Raw genomic sequence first — 14,625 nt, forward strand, 5'->3', positions numbered from 1 at the left:
GTCTGCGGACCGGCACGCGCGGCCGCCTCGCCCGGTGGGCGCTGCTGCGCCTCGGCGGCGTGGTCTTCGTGCTCTGGGCGGTCGCGACCGTCACCTTCTTCGCCCTCCGTCTGATCCCCGGCGATCCCGCCGAGGCCGTGCTCGGCGGGCCGGGATCGCAGGCGAGTGCCGAAGCGCTGGCGCAGGCCCGCGCCGACTACGGGCTCGACCAGCCCCTGGTCACGCAGTACGCCGTGTACCTCGGCCGGCTGGCCACGGGCGACCTCGGCTCATCGTATGCGCTGCGCGAGGACGTGGCATCCGTGGTTCTCACCAATCTCGGGCCCACGCTGCTGCTGGCCGCACTCTCGCTGCTGGTGGCCGCCGCGCTCGCGCTCGGCCTCGCCGTCTGGTCGACGAGGGGCGGGCGGATCAGCGCGGCGATCGGGTCCCTGCTCGAGATCGTCGCGGCCGCCGTGCCGCACTTCTGGCTGGCGATCTCGATGATCCTGCTGTTCTCGACGCTGCTCGGCTGGCTGCCGCCGGTGAGCGTGCCCGGACCGCTCGGGCTCGTGCTGCCCGTTCTCACGCTCGCCATCCCGCTCGCCGGCTTCCTGGGGCAGGTGATGCGCGAGGCGCTGCTCGACGCCATGCAGTCGCCCTTCGTGCTCGCCGCCCGCACGCGCGGCGAGGGCGACGGCGGGGTGTTCTGGCGGCACGCGCTGCGCCACGCGGCCATCCCGGCGATCGGGCTCGTCGGCTGGGCGTTCGGCTCGCTGGTCAGCGGAGCCGTGGTGGTCGAGACGATCTTCGCCCGGCAGGGTCTCGGGCGCAGCCTGCTCTCGGCCGTGCAGTCCCGCGACGTGCCGATGGTGATCGGCGTCGTGCTCGTCGTCGCCCTCGCCTACATGCTCGTCACCACGCTCACCGACCTGGCCGACCGGCTGGTCGACCCTCGGCTGCGGCGGGTGTCCCGGTGAAGCGCCCGCGTCCCGTCGAGATCGCCTCGGTCGCCGTCATCCTCTTCCTCGCCGTCGCGGCCCTCGCCCCGGCCCTGCTCGCCCCCGGCGACCCGCTCGCGATCGCGCCGCTCGACAGTTTCCAGCCGCCGTCCCTCGCGCACATCTTCGGCACCGACGAATCCGGGCGGGACATCTACACGCGCGTCGTCCACGGCACCGGCGCCTCGCTGCTGATCGGCATCGCGGCCACCGCGATCGGCCTCGGGCTCGCGCTCGTGTTCGGCCTGCTCGCCGGGTTCGGCCCGCGCTGGGTCGACTTCGGCACGACGCGCTTCCTCGAGGTGCTGTTCGCGTTCCCGGGGCTGCTCTTCGCGCTGCTGTTCATCGTCGTCTACGGGCCGGGCGTCGTGACCTCCACGATCGCGGTCGGCCTCTCGACCGCTCCCGGCTACGCGCGCATCATCCGGAGCCGCGTCATCCAGGTGCGCACCTCGCCGTATCTCGAGGCAGCGACCGTGCTCGGCCGCGGGCGCACCCGGCGTATCGTGCGGCACGTCCTGCCCAACGTGGCCGGCGCGCTCTTCGTGCTCGCCACCCTCGGCGTCGGCCAGTCGATCGTCTGGGCCGCGTCGCTCAGCTACCTCGGGCTCGGCGCCGTGCCGCCGGCGGCCGAGTGGGGCGCGATGCTCAGCGCCGGCCGCACCTACATCGCGTCGTTCTGGTGGATGACGTTCTTCCCCGGGCTGTTCATCGTGTTGAGCGCCGCGGCGACGACACTGCTCGGTCGCGCCATCCAGCAGAGGGGTCGTGAGTCGTGAGCCTGCTCGGCGTGCGCAATCTGACGGTGTCGTTCGGCGCCCCGGTGGTCTCCGGCGTCTCGTTCGAGATGGAGCCCGGCGAGTGCATCGGCATCGTCGGCGAATCCGGATCGGGCAAGAGCGTCACCGCGCGCGCCCTGCTCGGCCTCGCCGGCCGCGGGTCGCGGGTGTCCGCCGACGAGCTCTCCTTCGACGGGATGCCGCTGCTGGACGCACCGGAGCGCCGTCTCCGGGCGCTCCGCGGCAAGGAGATCGGGTACGTGTCGCAGGGCGCCCTCGTCGCGCTCGACCCGCTGCGGCTCGTCGGGCGCGAGATCGCGGACGCGCTGCGCCTGCACACCGCGCTGTCGCCGGCGCAGCGGCAGGCGCGCGTGCTCGAGCTGCTGGCCGAGGTCGGCATCCCCGACCCCGCGCTGCGGGCCGGCCAGCGCTCCGACGAGCTCTCGGGCGGGCTGCGGCAGCGGGCGGTCATCGCGTCCGCGATCGCGCTGCGCCCCCGCCTGCTGATCGCGGACGAACCGACCACCGCGCTCGACTCCACCGTGCAGGCGGGCATTCTCGACCTGCTCGAGCGGCTGCGCGACCAGGGCACGGCGCTCGTCCTGATCAGCCACGACCTCGCCGTCGTCTCGCGGCTCGCGTCGCGCGTGCTCGTGATGCACCGCGGCGCCGTCGTGGAAAGCGGGCCGACCGCCGAGGTGCTCGGTGCGCCGCGGCATCCCTACACCCGGCAGCTGATCGCGGCCGTGCCCACCGACCGCCCGCGGGGCACGCGGCTGACCGCGGCTGCCGCCGCACCCACTGTCGGAAATTCAGGAAGTCTCCGCGCGAACCACGGCATATCGCCCGATATCGCCCCCGCACCCGCGACTCTTCCTGAATTTCCGAAACTTAGTGGCGGCGGGGACCCTGCCGCGGGGGCGCCCGTCGTGCTCGGGTCCCACCTCAGCCGGCGGTTCGGCGCCCGGGTCGCGGTCGACGACGTCAGCTTCGAGCTGGCCCGCGGCACGACGCTCGGGGTGGTCGGCGAGTCGGGGTCGGGAAAGACGACGCTCGCGCGGCTCGTCCTCGCACTCGACGCCCCCGACGCCGGCGAGGTGCGCGTCCTCGGCCGCGCCTGGAGCACCGCGCGCGAGCGCGACCGCCGCGACCTGCGTCCGCGCATCGGTGCCATCTACCAGGACGCGCTCAGCTCGTTCGACCCGCGTCTCACGGTCGGCCACATCATCGCCGACGCGCTCAGCCACGGCCGCACCCAACGCGCGGGCGCCGAGGTCACGGCGCTGCTCGAGCAGGTCGGGCTCGACGGGTCCGTGGCGTCCCGACGCCCGCGCCTCCTTTCGGGCGGGCAGCAGCAGCGGGTCGCGATCGCGCGGGCCATCGCGCCGCGTCCCGACGTGATCGTCTGCGACGAACCGGTCTCGAGCCTCGATGTCTCGGTGCAGGCACAGGTGCTCGACCTGCTCGACGACCTGCAGCGCGACCTCGGCCTGAGCTACCTGTTCATCACCCACGACCTCGGCGTCGTGCGCCACATCAGCGACGAGGTGCTCGTGATGCGCGACGGCCGCGTGGTCGAACGGGGTGCGACCGAGAGCGTCTTCCTCGCCCCGGAACACGAGTACACGCGGGCGTTGCTCGCCTCGGCACCGCGGATCGGCTCGCGTCCTGCGACATCCTGACCCTCTGGTGCCTGCCGAGCGGGCGGTTTTAGACTCGACGCGACCGGTCCATCGTGAGGGGCAATCATGAGCGACGACACTCCCACCGAGCGTTTCGATCCCAAGTCGAACGGTGTCACCCCGCCCGATCCGCTGGGCGCGACGCCGCAGGAGTACCCGCCGACACGCAAACTGCCGACGACACCCGCGCAGCCCACCGTGCAGCCGGTCGCCGGCGCGACGCCGCCGCCCGCCCCGCCCGCTCCGCCGGCCAAGAAAAGCCGCACGGCGCTGCGGTGGCTCATCGGCATCGGCGCCGCCCTGTTGGTCGCCGTGATCGTGCTGCTCGTCATCCTGTTCGGCGGCGACCCGGAACCCGAACCCACCGCCACGGCCACCCCGACCGCCACCGCCCAGCCGACGCCCACACCCTCGCCCAGCCCGACCGAGGAACCCGAACCCACCCCCACCGTCGAACCCGTCGCCAGCCCCACCTTCGACAGCTTCGAAGCGCCGACGACCGCCGACTGCGAGGAGGGCGACGACGACGCCCCGCTCACGTTCTCGTGGTCGAGCAGCAACGCCGAGCGCGCGTTCATCGGCGTGCAGACCACCGATGCGAAGCTCGCCCCCTACGCGAGCGACCTCCCACCGGTCTTCACCTATACCGATCTGGCCTACCAGTGCGACCAAGAGTCCCAGATCTACACCGTGACCCTCGAGGATGCCGCTGGCTCGACGAAGAGCGAAACCGTCACGATCACGCGGTAGCCGGTAGATTAGAGCGCAGAACCCCATCAGGCACCTCACCAACGACACGGTGCCGCCCATAGAACCGGAGCGCCGCCATGCCGAACCCCATGCCCGAAAAGCCCGCCCTCGAAGGACTCGAGGACAAGTGGGGAACCAGCTGGGAGGACCGCGGCACGTACCGGTTCGACCGCGACTCCGCGACCAAAGAGAACGTCTTCTCGATCGACACTCCCCCGCCCACGGCGTCGGGATCGCTGCACATCGGCCACGTTTTCAGCTACACCCACATGGACCTCATCGCGCGCTACCAGCGCATGCAGGGCAAGGACATCTTCTACCCGATGGGGTGGGACGACAACGGCCTTCCCACCGAGCGCCGCGTGCAGAACTACTACGGCGTGCGCTGCGACCCGTCGCTGCCGTACATCGAGGGCTACGTGCCGCCGCTCGAGGGCGGAGAGAACGCGTCGAGCAAGGCCGCCGACCAGGTGCCCGTCTCGCGTCGCAACTTCATCGAGCTGTGTGAGAAGCTCACCGCCGAAGACGAGAAGCAGTTCGAACTGCTCTGGCGCCAGCTCGGCTTGAGCGTCGACTGGAACCAGTCGTACCGCACCATCGGCGACGAGGCGCAGACCGCCGCGCAGCGCGCGTTCCTGCGTAACATCGAGCGCGGCGAGGCCTACCAGGCCGACGCTCCCACGCTCTGGGACGTGACCTTCCGCACCGCCGTCGCGCAGGCCGAGCTCGAAGACAAAGAGATGCCGGCCGCGTACCACCGTCTCGCCTTCCACCGGGACGGCGCCGACGACGTCTTCATCGAGACCACCCGCCCCGAACTGCTCGCGGCCTGCGTCGCCCTCGTCGCGCACCCCGACGACGACCGCTACAAGCACCTCTTCGGTACCAACGTCACCACCCCCGTCTTCGGCGTCGAGGTGCCCGTGGTCGCCCACCACCTCGCCCAGATCGACAAGGGTTCGGGTATCGCCATGATCTGTACCTTCGGCGACGTGACCGACGTCATCTGGTGGCGCGAACTCGACCTGCCGAACCGCACCATCATCGGCGCCGACGGCCGCATCGTCGCCGACGCCCCCGAAGCGATCGCGACCGACGAGGCGAAAGCCGCCTACGCCGAGATCGCCGGAAAGACCGTGTTCAGCGCCAAGGCCAAGATGGTCGAGCTGCTCAAGGCGTCGGGCGAGATGGTCGGCGACGCCCGGCCGATCACCCACTCGGTGAAGTTCTTCGAGAAGGGCGACAAGCCGCTCGAGATCATCTCCACCCACCAGTGGTACATCGCCAACGGCGCCCGCGACGCCGACCTGCGCGCACGCCTGCTGCAGCGCGGCAAGGACGTCAACTTCGTGCCCGACTTCATGCGCGTGCGCTACGAGAACTGGGTCGGCGGCCTCACCGGCGACTGGCTCATCTCGCGCCAGCGCTTCTTCGGCGTGCCGATCCCCGTCTGGTACGAGCTCGACGAGAACGGCGACAAGGGTGCGGTCATCGTGCCGACCGAGGACATGCTGCCCGTCGACCCCGCGTCGCACACCGCCCCCGGCTTCATCGAGAGCCAGCGCGGCGAGCCCGGCGGATTCGCCGGCGAGGTCGACATCATGGACACCTGGGCCACCTCCTCCCTCACCCCGCAGATCGCCGGCGGCTGGGAGACCGACCCCGAGCTCTTCGACCTCGTGTTCCCGTACTCGCTGCGCAGCCAGGGCCAGGACATCATCCGCACCTGGCTCTTCTCCACCGTGCTCCGCGCCGAGCAGGAGTCGGGCGTCGCCCCGTGGAAGAACGCGGGCATCTCCGGCTTCATCGTCGACCCCGACCGCAAGAAGATGTCGAAGTCGAAGGGCAACGTCGTCACGCCCAAGGGCATGCTCGACGACCACGGCTCCGACGCGGTGCGCTACTGGGCCGCCTCGTCGCGACTCGGCACCGACGCCGCCTTCGACCCGCAGAACCCGAAGCAGATCAAGATCGGGCGCCGACTCGCCATCAAGGTGCTCAATGCGGCGAAGTTCGTCTACTCGTTCCCCGAACCCGTCGAGGGCGCCGGGGTGACCGAGGCACTCGACCTCGACCTGCTCGCCGAACTGGACCGCGTCGTCGCTGTCGCCACCAAGGCGTTCGACGAGTTCGACCACGCCCGCGCGCTCGAGACGACGGAGCATTTCTTCTGGGTCTTCTGCGACGACTACCTCGAACTGGTCAAGGAGCGCGCCTACGGTTCGTCGACGCCCGAGGGCCAGGCGAGCGCCGCGCTCACGCTGCGCACCGCGGTCGACGTGCTGCTGCGCCTGTTCGCGCCGTTCATCCCGTTCGCCACCGAAGAGGTGTGGAGCTGGACCCACGACGACTCGGTGCACACCGCGCCGTGGCCCGTCGCCGGCGACTCGGAGGAGCCCACCGGGCTCCTGCCGCTCGTCTCCGAAGCGCTCATCAGCATCCGCCGCGCCAAGACCGACGCGAAGGCGTCGCAGAAGACCGAGGTCACCTCGGCCACGATCTCCGGGCCCGCGTTGCTCGAGCTGGGCCTCGAAGACCTCAAAGGCGTCGGCCGTATCGCGACCGTCACCTTCGTCGAGTCCGACACCGTCGCGGTGAGCGACATCGTGCTGGCGGAGCAGCCCGCGTGACCGTCGTCGTCCGGCCGATCGAGGCGGGTGACCGCGCGGACTGGGAGCGTCTCTTCGGCGAGTACGGCGTCTTCTACAAGACGGCGTTCACGCCCGAGATTTTGGAACGCGTCTGGTCCCACCTGCAGACGGAGGGGTCGGGGCTCGACGCCCTCGTCGCCGAACTCGACGGGTCCCTCGTCGGCATCGCCATGTACCGCTCGCACCCCGACAGCTTCACCGGGTACATCGACTGGTACCTCGACGACCTGTACACGGCCCCCGAGGCGCGTGGGCACGGCGTCGCGACGGCCCTGATCGAGGAGATCACCCGCCTTGCCCGCGCCACGGCGCCCCTGGGAACGCTCCGCTGGATCACCGCCGACGATAACGAGCGGGCCCAGCGGGTCTACGACCGTCTGGCCACCAAGACGAACTACCTGACCTACGAAGTGAGGCTCTGATGCAGCTCGGAACACGCTGGACCGTCGGCGGCGCGACCCCCGACCGGCTCTCGCCCGGATTTGTGCTCGCGATCCGCGACGTGGAGGCGCAACTCGCCGAGGTGGACACCAGCCAGTGGCGCTGGACCCTGACCTGGCTCGAGGGGCGGCCCGTCGCCGAGCTCGACGACGGCACCGTCATCCGGGTCGACCATGCCGGCCTGGTCTCGACGACTTTCGACGGGTCGAACCCGCTCGACGAAGACTGAGTCGGTCGAACCCGCTCGACGAAGACTGAGACCGTCTAGAAGATGCGGTACAGCGGGTAGTTCGCGCCCGCGTCACGCATGCTGAGCGCGGTCTCCGCCTCGCGCGCGGCGGCGACGCGCAGCGCGTGTTCCTCGCGGTCGGCGATGGTGACGACCCGTGCTCGCGACTTGCGTTCGCCCCAGGCGACGAGGGCGTTGCCGACGGAGAGTGCTACCCGGTCGAGAGCCGTCGGGTGCACCTCACGCCGCTGGATTGTGCTTGCGGCATTCATTCTCTTCCCTTCCCGTTAGTGCTGAATTTAGACCGTGCCACCGACATCGTCGGGGGTCTGTGGTACCTCGTCGGCGTCCATGACGGGGAACGCGTTGAGCTGGATCTGCACGGGCCTGGTGCCCGGCACACCCTCCTTTTTGTAGAGCGCCGCATAGCGCTCGGTGACTGTCTCGAGCTCGGCGACGAGCTCTAGCATCTGCTGCGACGTGAGCCGCAAGTTGACGGTGTTGACGGTGGACGCCGCCATCCAGTCGCGGCTCAGTTTGTCGGTGCCGTGGGCGATGAAGTCGTGCAGCAGCGCGTCACGATTGACCTGCCACTCCCTGGTCAGCAGATCGCTCGCCGAGCGCTCTGCCGCACCCGGCGGATACTCGATCGGGTTCACGGTGATGCCCTCGGGAGAGCGTTCCCACCAGCGCTCGCGGGCCGATCCGCGCGCGGTGTCCTCGCGCACGAAGCCGTGCTTTTCGAGTTGGCGCAGGTGGTAGCTGGTGGCGCCGCTCGACTCCCCCAGTCGCGCGGCGAGGCCGCTCGCGGTGTGGGAGCCGTAGGTGCTGAGCGTGTCGACGATCTTGACCCGCAGCGGGTGGGCGAGCGCTTTCAAGCTCGTCATATCCAGGGTGCGGATTCCCTCGGTGGGCCGTTGCGGATTCGTCATGGTGCAAAGATACCTTTGCAGACAATCCTTTGCAAGACTTTCTTTGCATTAATTTCTTTGGATGTCGCCACGCGACTCCCGCTCCCGGAGACCGAGCGGGCGCGACCGTAATGTTGCAGCATGACGAACCCGTTCTTCTCCCCCAGCGACCTGCCCTTCGGCCTGCCGCCCTTCGCCGAGATCACCGACGATCACTACCGTCCGGCGTTCGACCGGGGCTTCACCGAACAGCTCGCCGAGGTGGAACGCATCATCGCCGACCCCGAGGCGCCGACCTTCGAGAACACGCTCCTGCCGCTCGAACGCAGCGGACAGGTGCTCCACCGTGTCTCGGCCGTGTTCTACAACAAGAGTTCCTCCGACAGCACCGATTTCACCAACGACCTCGAAGAAGAGATCGCCCCGCTCTACGCCGCCCACAGCGACGCGATCCGGCTCGACGCGGCGCTCTACGCCCGCATCGCCGCCGTGCACGCCGACCGCGAGGCGCTCGACCCCGAGTCCCGCTATCTCGTCGAGCGCTACTTCGCCGAGTTCACGATCGCCGGCGCGGGCCTCAGCGACGACGACAAAGAGACGCTGCGCGAGTACAACAAGCAGCTCTCCACCCTCACCACGAAGTTCGAGAAAAATCTGCTCGCCGACACGAACGACCTCGCGGTCGTGCTCGACGACGTGGCCGAGCTCGACGGCCTCGACGCGGGGGCGATCTCCGCCGCCGCCGAAGCCGCCCGCGAGCGTGGCCTCGAGGGCAAATACGTCGTGACGCTCGTGCTGCCGACCGGACACCCGTATCTCTCGTCCCTCACCGACCGCTCCGTGCGCGAGCGCATCATGACCGCCTCCCGGGCGCGCGGCAGCCGGGACAACGAGTTCGACAACCGGCAGCTCGTGCTCGACATCACCCGCCTCCGGGCGGAGCGTGCGCAGCTGCTCGGCTTCGACAGCCACGCCGCCTACGTCACCGCCGACGAGACGGCGAAGACGCCCGAGGCGGTTCTCGGCATCCTCGGTGCCCTCGCCCCGATCGCCGCCCGCAACGCCCGCGACGAGCAGGCGGCGCTGCAGGAGCTCGCCGACGTCGAGATCGCGGCCTGGGACTGGGACTTCTACACCGAGAAGGTACGGCAGGCGACGTACGACGTCGATACCGCGTCGATGCGGCCGTACTTCGAGGCCGAGCGCGTGCTGCACGACGGCGTGTTCTTCGCCGCGGCCAGCCTGTACGGCGTGCGGTTCACCGAGCGCGACGATCTCGTCGCCTACCACCCCGACGCCCGCGTCTTCGAGGTGAGCGACGCCGACGGCACCCCGGTCGGCCTCTACATCTACGACCTGTACACGCGCGACTCGAAGCGCGGCGGAGCCTGGATGAACTCGCTCATCTCGCAGAACACGCTGCTCGACCAGCCCACCGTGGTCGTCAACAACCTGAACGTGCCGAAGCCCGCCGCGGGCTCCCCCACGCTGCTGACCTACGACGAGGTCACGACGCTGTTCCACGAGTTCGGGCACGCGCTGCACGGCCTGTTCGCCCGCGTCACCTACCCGAAGTTCTCCGGCACGAACGTCTTCCGCGACTTCGTCGAGTTCCCGAGCCAAGTGAACGAGATGTGGATCCTCTGGCCCGAGGTGCTCGCGAACTTCGCCGTGCACCACGAGACCGGGGCGCCGATGCCGCAGGACATCGTCGACAAACTACATGCCTCGTCGTCGTTCAACGAGGGCTTCGCGACGAGCACCTATCTGGCCGCGGCCCTGCTCGACCAGGCCTGGCACGCGATCTCCGCCGAGACCGAAGTGGTGGATGTCGCAGAGTTCGAAGCCTCGGCGCTGGCCGCGGTCGGGCTCGACAATACCGCGGTGCCCACCCGCTACTCGAGCACCTACTTCGCGCACACGTTCTCGGGCGGGTACGACGCCGGCTACTACTCCTACATCTGGAGCGAGGTACTCGACGCCGACACCGTCGACTGGTTCACCCAGAACGGCGGCCTCACGCGCGAGAACGGCGCCCGGTTCCGTGAGCTGCTGCTCGGCGTCGGCGGGTCGAAGGACCCCCTGCAGGCGTTCCGCGAATTCCGTGGCCGCGACGCCGACATCGGCCCGCTGCTGAAGCGTCGCGGGCTCGAGGAGTAAACCGCTAGCCGACCGCCGATCCGCTCTGCCACAGTGGGCGGATGACGACGGACCTCCCTCCCGTATCGCTGCGCCCCCGGCTGTCGCGGATGGTCGGGCGCGACCCGGCACAGCGCGGACGACTGGCGACCCCGCTCGAGCTGCTGTTCGACCTCACCTTCGTCGTCGCGTTCGGGGTGACCGCCGACCAGACCGCGCACGTCCTCGCCGAGGGGCACGTCGGCGCGGCACTGGGCGGCTTCGGTTTCGCCATGCTCTGCGTGGTCTGGGCGTGGGTGAACTTCACCTGGTTCGCGTCCGCCTTCGACACCGACGACTGGTTCTACCGCCTCACCACGATGGTGCAGATGATGGGCGTCGTCGTCCTCGCGCTGGGCATCCCGCAGATGTTCGCCTCGATCGACCACGGCACCCTGTTCGACAACTCGGTCATGGTTGCGGGCTATGTGGTGATGCGGCTCGCGATGATCGCGCAGTGGCTGCGCGCGGCGGCGCAGGATCCCGCCCACCGCGCCAGCGCGCTGCTATACGCCGGCATCGTGGGCGTCTCGCAGCTCGGCTGGGTGACGCTGCTGCTCGTCCGAGGAGCGTCGGCCGCCGTTTTCGTGCCGATCCTGCTCCTCACGGCGGCGGCCGACATCGGCGGTCCTGTGCTCGCCGAACGGTTGCGCGGCGGCACCCCGTGGCACGCCCACCACCTCGCCGAACGCTACTCGCTGCTCACGATCGTGGCGCTCGGCGAGGGCGTCTTCGGCACCGTCGCCTCGGTCGCCGCCCTCGTGGAGACCGCGGGCTGGAGCATCGAGGCCGCCCTGCTCGTCTTCGCGGGCACCGGGCTCACGTTCACGCTCTGGTGGATCTACTTCCTGCTTCCCTCCGGCGCGGTGTTGACGCGCCACCGGGAGCGCGGGCAGCTCTGGAGCTATCAGCACGTTCTCATCTTCCCCGCGATCACGGGCATGGGCGCGGGGCTGCACCTCGCCGCCTACGTCGTCGCGCACGAGTCCCACCTCGGTGTGACCGCGGCGGTAGCGAGCGTGGCGATCCCCGTGCTCGCCTATCTCCTCGTGGTGTTCGGCATGTACGCGTTCCTCATGCGGGTCGCCGACTGGACGCACGGGGCCATGGTGCTCGCCGCGGCGGGTCTGCTGGCGCTCGGCGTGGCGCTGGCGGCATCCGGGGTGCCCGTCGGGATCTGTCTCGTCGTGGTGCTCGCCGCCCCGGTCGTCACGGTGGTCAGCTACCTGGTGTTCGGCTGGCGCCACGAGGAGGAGGCGCTGCGGCGCGCACTCGCCTAGGCGCGCACCCGCCTATGCATGCACGGGCCGCGGCGTCAGGCGGCCTCGGCCAGCGATGTGAGCCGGTCGAGGGCGCGGGGCCACATCTCCTCGAACATCGGCACCCAGTCGTCGTCGACGTCGATGTCGACGGTCAGGGATGTCGCCGCGCCGGCGGGCGCGAAGGTGTAGTTCTCGTGCGTACCGATGATGGTGCGCGCCTCGTCGCTCGTCGTGTCGTCGACGGCGCCGTCGACCATCCCGGTGTACTTGATCGAGACGAACTCGTGCTCGCGGTTCTCGACGATGACCCCGATCATGCCGCCGAGCGAACCGTCGTCGTTCGGGCCGAGGAACCGGATCTCCTCGCCCTTCTGCCACCCGCCCGTGTAGTGCGATCCCTCGTGGAAGACTCCCGCCCAGTCGCGGTAGGTGGCGTCGTCGAGCATGGTGTTCCACACGGTCTCGACGGGCGCGTCGATGCTGGTTTCGAAGTGAAGTGTCTGCATGGGCACCACGGTAGACCAGGGGCGCAGCCCCGCGGAACCCCGGCCTACAGGGTGCTGAGCGCGAGCGAGTACAGCTGCGGGTCGCGCCGGGTGGCGGCAGACACGACGATCGTCTCGCGGCTCAGGCGCCGCACGTAGTAGCCGGCGAACGGCAGTTCGACGATCGTCGTCACCCCCGACCGCCACACCGGCACGAGCCACTCGACCGCGTCGTGTTCGGGGCTGCCGTGGTGTTCCGTGAGCCGGCTCTGCCACGCCCAGCACGCCTCGTCGTCGAGGCCCTCGCGCCAGAACGACTCGACCGACGCGACCCAGTCGAAGTAGCCCTCGGAATCGGCCTCGAGCATCAGCAGCGTGAGCGCGTCGGGTTCGCGGCTGATCCACTCGGGCCGCGGCACGATCGCGTCGAACGCGCGGGCCCAGTCGTCGATCCACCGCGCGTTCGCCGCCTCCATGTCGAGGCCAGCGGGCGCCCGGGTCGACCCCGGGTCGGGCTCGGCCTCGACGGGCGCGACCCCGTTGGCATCGAGGCCCCATGCGCTGCGCACGAACAGGAGGAGCGTGAGCGTGGACGGCTGGTCGATCGAGATCACCATGTCCCGGGGCCAGGCACCCTCGTGCGACGGATCCATGGTCTGCATGCGGGCACCTCCCTCGACGCGCCCACCGTACTCCGCCGTGCACCACCACCGCGAGCGTCATCGCCCGTTCCGTCCGCGCCGCAGTGCCCGGTCGAGATGGCTGTGCAGACTCTTCAGGGCGTCGGAGATGTCCTTCGTGGCCGGGAGCGGGGTCGCCTCGACGGCGGCGAGCAGGTGGTCGACGAAGCTCCACTGCGCGATCTGCACGAGCGGGTCGGAGCGCAGCCACGGCTGGTGGATGAAGTGCACGAGCACGATGACGAGGCACTCGAGCCGCATCACCCGCGCGCACGCGCCCGCCGGGTCGAACACCCGCTCGAGCTCGAGCAGGGTGCGGCAGTCGGAGCAGAGCAGGCTCGGCCCCGTCTCCTCGACGCAGCGACGCAACAGCGCGTCGAGGTAGGCGGTGCGGGCGAGTTCGGGCGCGGGTCTGCCACGGGCGTAGGCACTGACGAAGGCGGCGAGGAACGGGTCGATGGCGACGGGTCGGCTGGTCATGCGGAGAGTGTCGTGTCACCCTCCGACATCCCGACCTCGCCTGTGCAGACGACTGAATCGCCGCCGTCTGGGGAGGAGGAGGCCTACGCGGCGACGTCGCGCAGCGTGCGTAGCTTCGACTCGAGGTCGGGCCCCTGCGGCACCACGATGACCTCGTCGGCCTTGGTGATCTCGACGAGGTCGGCGATGCGCTGGTTGACGTACGCGAGATCTCCGACGGCCTGCTGCGCGTTACGCTCGGCGACGAAAGCCTTCTCGGCGAGTGTCCAGTCGTGCGCCAGAGCCTCGGCCATGGTCGGAATGCGCGAGGGACGGCCGCCCTGGCGCATGCGCGCGAACATCAGCCCGTTGGGCATCGCGAGACGCTCGGCGTCGGCCGCGTCATCCCCCACGATCGTCGACACCGCCACCATGGCGTGCGGGCGCTGCAGGATCGCCGACGGCTCGAAGTGCTTGCGGTAGATCTCGAAGGCGATCGGAGTGTTGTCGCCGCCCGCGAAGTGGTGGGCGAACGCGAACGGCAGGCCGAGCATGCCGGCGAGCTGGGCGCTGTAGCCGCTCGACCCGAGCAACCACATCTCGGGCGAGTCGCCGAGGCCCGGCACGGCCGTAATGGCCGAACCGATGCCGTTCTCGAGGGGCGCGATGGTGCCGAACCAGGCCAGCAGTTCGATCACCTGGTTGGGGAAGTCGTCGACGGTTTCGGCGCCGACATTGCGGCGAAGCACGGAGGCCGTGAGCTGGTCGGTGCCGGGAGCGCGGCCGAGTCCGAGGTCGATGCGGTCGCCGTGCAGCGCGACGAGCGTGCCGAACTGCTCGGCGATCACGAGCGACGAGTGGTTGGGCAGCATCACTCCGCCCGAGCCGACGCGGATCCTGGACGTCGCCGCGGCGATCGCACCGATGAGCACGGCCGGCGCCGAGCTGGCGATCGCGGGCATGCCGTGGTGCTCGGCGACCCAGAAGCGGCCGTAACCGAGCTTCTCCGCCTCCACCGCCGTCGCGATGGTCTGGGCGAGGGCCTCGCCGTGGCTCATCCCGTCGAAGACGGAGGCCAGGTCGAGCACGGACAGGGGAACAGGCGCTGAGGTAGACATCCCTCTAGACAACCCCGGCG

15 protein-coding genes are annotated in these 14,625 nt (G+C 69.9%); 9 read left to right on the plus strand and 6 right to left on the minus strand.

From position 1 onward, the window contains the following. The first annotated feature begins 2 nt into the window (after nt 1–2). From HD599_RS09405 to HD599_RS09435, 7 genes are all read left to right on the plus strand, one after another. Nucleotides 3–959, plus strand: coding sequence for an ABC transporter permease (locus tag HD599_RS09405; RefSeq protein ID WP_246376610.1), 957 nt, complete (start codon nt 3–5; stop codon nt 957–959). Continuing rightward, nucleotides 956–1,759, plus strand: coding sequence for an ABC transporter permease subunit (locus tag HD599_RS09410; protein WP_184236463.1), 804 nt, complete (start codon nt 956–958; stop codon nt 1,757–1,759). Before HD599_RS09405 ends, HD599_RS09410 begins: the two co-directional genes overlap by 4 nt. Beyond that, nucleotides 1,756–3,441 (plus strand): dipeptide ABC transporter ATP-binding protein, encoded by a 1,686-nt coding sequence (locus HD599_RS09415; RefSeq protein ID WP_343061993.1) that lies wholly within the window; start codon nt 1,756–1,758, stop codon nt 3,439–3,441. Before HD599_RS09410 ends, HD599_RS09415 begins: the two co-directional genes overlap by 4 nt. Nucleotides 3,442–3,507: 66 nt before the next feature. Continuing rightward, entirely contained in the window at nt 3,508–4,191 is a 684-nt protein-coding gene (locus HD599_RS09420) for a hypothetical protein (RefSeq protein ID WP_184236465.1), read from the plus strand. An 89-nt stretch (nt 4,192–4,280) separates the two neighbouring features. Beyond that, on the plus strand, nt 4,281–6,821 hold the full coding sequence (gene valS / locus HD599_RS09425) for a valine--tRNA ligase (protein ID WP_184236469.1): 2,541 nt from the start codon (nt 4,281–4,283) through the stop codon (nt 6,819–6,821). Further along, a complete protein-coding gene (locus tag HD599_RS09430; protein WP_184236470.1) occupies nt 6,818–7,264 on the plus strand; it encodes a GNAT family N-acetyltransferase in 447 nt (148 codons plus the stop codon). The genes valS and HD599_RS09430 overlap by 4 nt, the downstream gene beginning before the upstream one ends. Continuing rightward, the gene (locus HD599_RS09435; RefSeq protein ID WP_184236473.1) at nt 7,264–7,512 is read left to right on the plus strand and encodes a hypothetical protein; all 249 of its coding nucleotides are present in this window, start codon (nt 7,264–7,266) and stop codon (nt 7,510–7,512) included. Before HD599_RS09430 ends, HD599_RS09435 begins: the two co-directional genes overlap by 1 nt. A 35-nt stretch (nt 7,513–7,547) precedes the next feature. Here the strand turns inward: HD599_RS09435 and HD599_RS09440 are convergent, their stop codons facing one another. Both HD599_RS09440 and HD599_RS09445 read right to left on the minus strand, forming a co-directional pair. Next, complete coding sequence (locus HD599_RS09440; RefSeq protein ID WP_184236476.1) at nt 7,548–7,784, minus strand: hypothetical protein; 237 nt, start codon at nt 7,782–7,784, stop codon at nt 7,548–7,550. Nucleotides 7,785–7,811: 27 nt separating this feature from the next. Beyond that, nucleotides 7,812–8,444 (minus strand): ArsR/SmtB family transcription factor, encoded by a 633-nt coding sequence (locus HD599_RS09445; protein ID WP_184236479.1) that lies wholly within the window; start codon nt 8,442–8,444, stop codon nt 7,812–7,814. A 120-nt stretch (nt 8,445–8,564) separates the two neighbouring features. Between HD599_RS09445 and HD599_RS09450 the strand changes: the two genes are divergently transcribed. Beyond that, nucleotides 8,565–10,583 carry a M3 family metallopeptidase gene (locus tag HD599_RS09450; protein ID WP_184236482.1) on the plus strand — a complete coding sequence of 673 codons (2,019 nt, stop codon included), beginning with the start codon at nt 8,565–8,567 and terminating at the stop codon, nt 10,581–10,583. A gap of 41 nt (nt 10,584–10,624) precedes the next feature. Further along, complete coding sequence (locus HD599_RS09455) at nt 10,625–11,881, plus strand: low temperature requirement protein A (protein WP_221420474.1); 1,257 nt, start codon at nt 10,625–10,627, stop codon at nt 11,879–11,881. Nucleotides 11,882–11,916: 35 nt separating this feature from the next. Here the strand turns inward: HD599_RS09455 and HD599_RS09460 are convergent, their stop codons facing one another. The 4 genes from HD599_RS09460 to HD599_RS09475 form a co-directional block, all read right to left on the minus strand. Continuing rightward, on the minus strand, nt 11,917–12,369 hold the full coding sequence (locus tag HD599_RS09460) for an SRPBCC family protein (RefSeq protein ID WP_184236485.1): 453 nt from the start codon (nt 12,367–12,369) through the stop codon (nt 11,917–11,919). Nucleotides 12,370–12,413: 44 nt separating this feature from the next. After that, complete coding sequence (locus HD599_RS09465) at nt 12,414–13,010, minus strand: hypothetical protein (RefSeq protein ID WP_184236488.1); 597 nt, start codon at nt 13,008–13,010, stop codon at nt 12,414–12,416. Between the two features lie 57 nt (nt 13,011–13,067). Further along, nucleotides 13,068–13,508: a hypothetical protein gene (locus tag HD599_RS09470; RefSeq protein ID WP_184236491.1), complete on the minus strand. Its 441-nt coding sequence runs from the start codon at nt 13,506–13,508 to the stop codon at nt 13,068–13,070. 83 nt (nt 13,509–13,591) lie between these two features. Next, on the minus strand, nt 13,592–14,605 hold the full coding sequence (locus tag HD599_RS09475) for an LLM class flavin-dependent oxidoreductase (RefSeq protein ID WP_184236494.1): 1,014 nt from the start codon (nt 14,603–14,605) through the stop codon (nt 13,592–13,594). Between the last annotated feature and the right edge of the window lie 20 nt (nt 14,606–14,625).

Source organism: Conyzicola lurida (genome assembly GCF_014204935.1).
Lineage (GTDB): Bacteria > Actinomycetota > Actinomycetes > Actinomycetales > Microbacteriaceae > Conyzicola > Conyzicola lurida.

Excerpts from the sequence above, each read along its gene's own strand:
- HD599_RS09420 (WP_184236465.1), top strand. The coding sequence starts at position 3,508 with ATGAGCGACGACACTCCCACCGAGCGTTTCGATCCCAAGTCGAACGGT.
- valS (WP_184236469.1), top strand. The coding sequence starts at position 4,281 with ATGCCCGAAAAGCCCGCCCTCGAAGGACTCGAGGACAAGTGGGGAACC.
- HD599_RS09435 (WP_184236473.1), top strand. The coding sequence starts at position 7,264 with ATGCAGCTCGGAACACGCTGGACCGTCGGCGGCGCGACCCCCGACCGG.
- HD599_RS09440 (WP_184236476.1), bottom strand. The coding sequence starts at position 7,784 with ATGAATGCCGCAAGCACAATCCAGCGGCGTGAGGTGCACCCGACGGCT.
- HD599_RS09445 (WP_184236479.1), bottom strand. The coding sequence starts at position 8,444 with ATGACGAATCCGCAACGGCCCACCGAGGGAATCCGCACCCTGGATATG.
- HD599_RS09450 (WP_184236482.1), top strand. The coding sequence starts at position 8,565 with ATGACGAACCCGTTCTTCTCCCCCAGCGACCTGCCCTTCGGCCTGCCG.
- HD599_RS09455 (WP_221420474.1), top strand. The coding sequence starts at position 10,625 with ATGACGACGGACCTCCCTCCCGTATCGCTGCGCCCCCGGCTGTCGCGG.
- HD599_RS09460 (WP_184236485.1), bottom strand. The coding sequence starts at position 12,369 with ATGCAGACACTTCACTTCGAAACCAGCATCGACGCGCCCGTCGAGACC.
- HD599_RS09465 (WP_184236488.1), bottom strand. The coding sequence starts at position 13,010 with ATGCAGACCATGGATCCGTCGCACGAGGGTGCCTGGCCCCGGGACATG.
- HD599_RS09470 (WP_184236491.1), bottom strand. The coding sequence starts at position 13,508 with ATGACCAGCCGACCCGTCGCCATCGACCCGTTCCTCGCCGCCTTCGTC.
- HD599_RS09475 (WP_184236494.1), bottom strand. The coding sequence starts at position 14,605 with ATGTCTACCTCAGCGCCTGTTCCCCTGTCCGTGCTCGACCTGGCCTCC.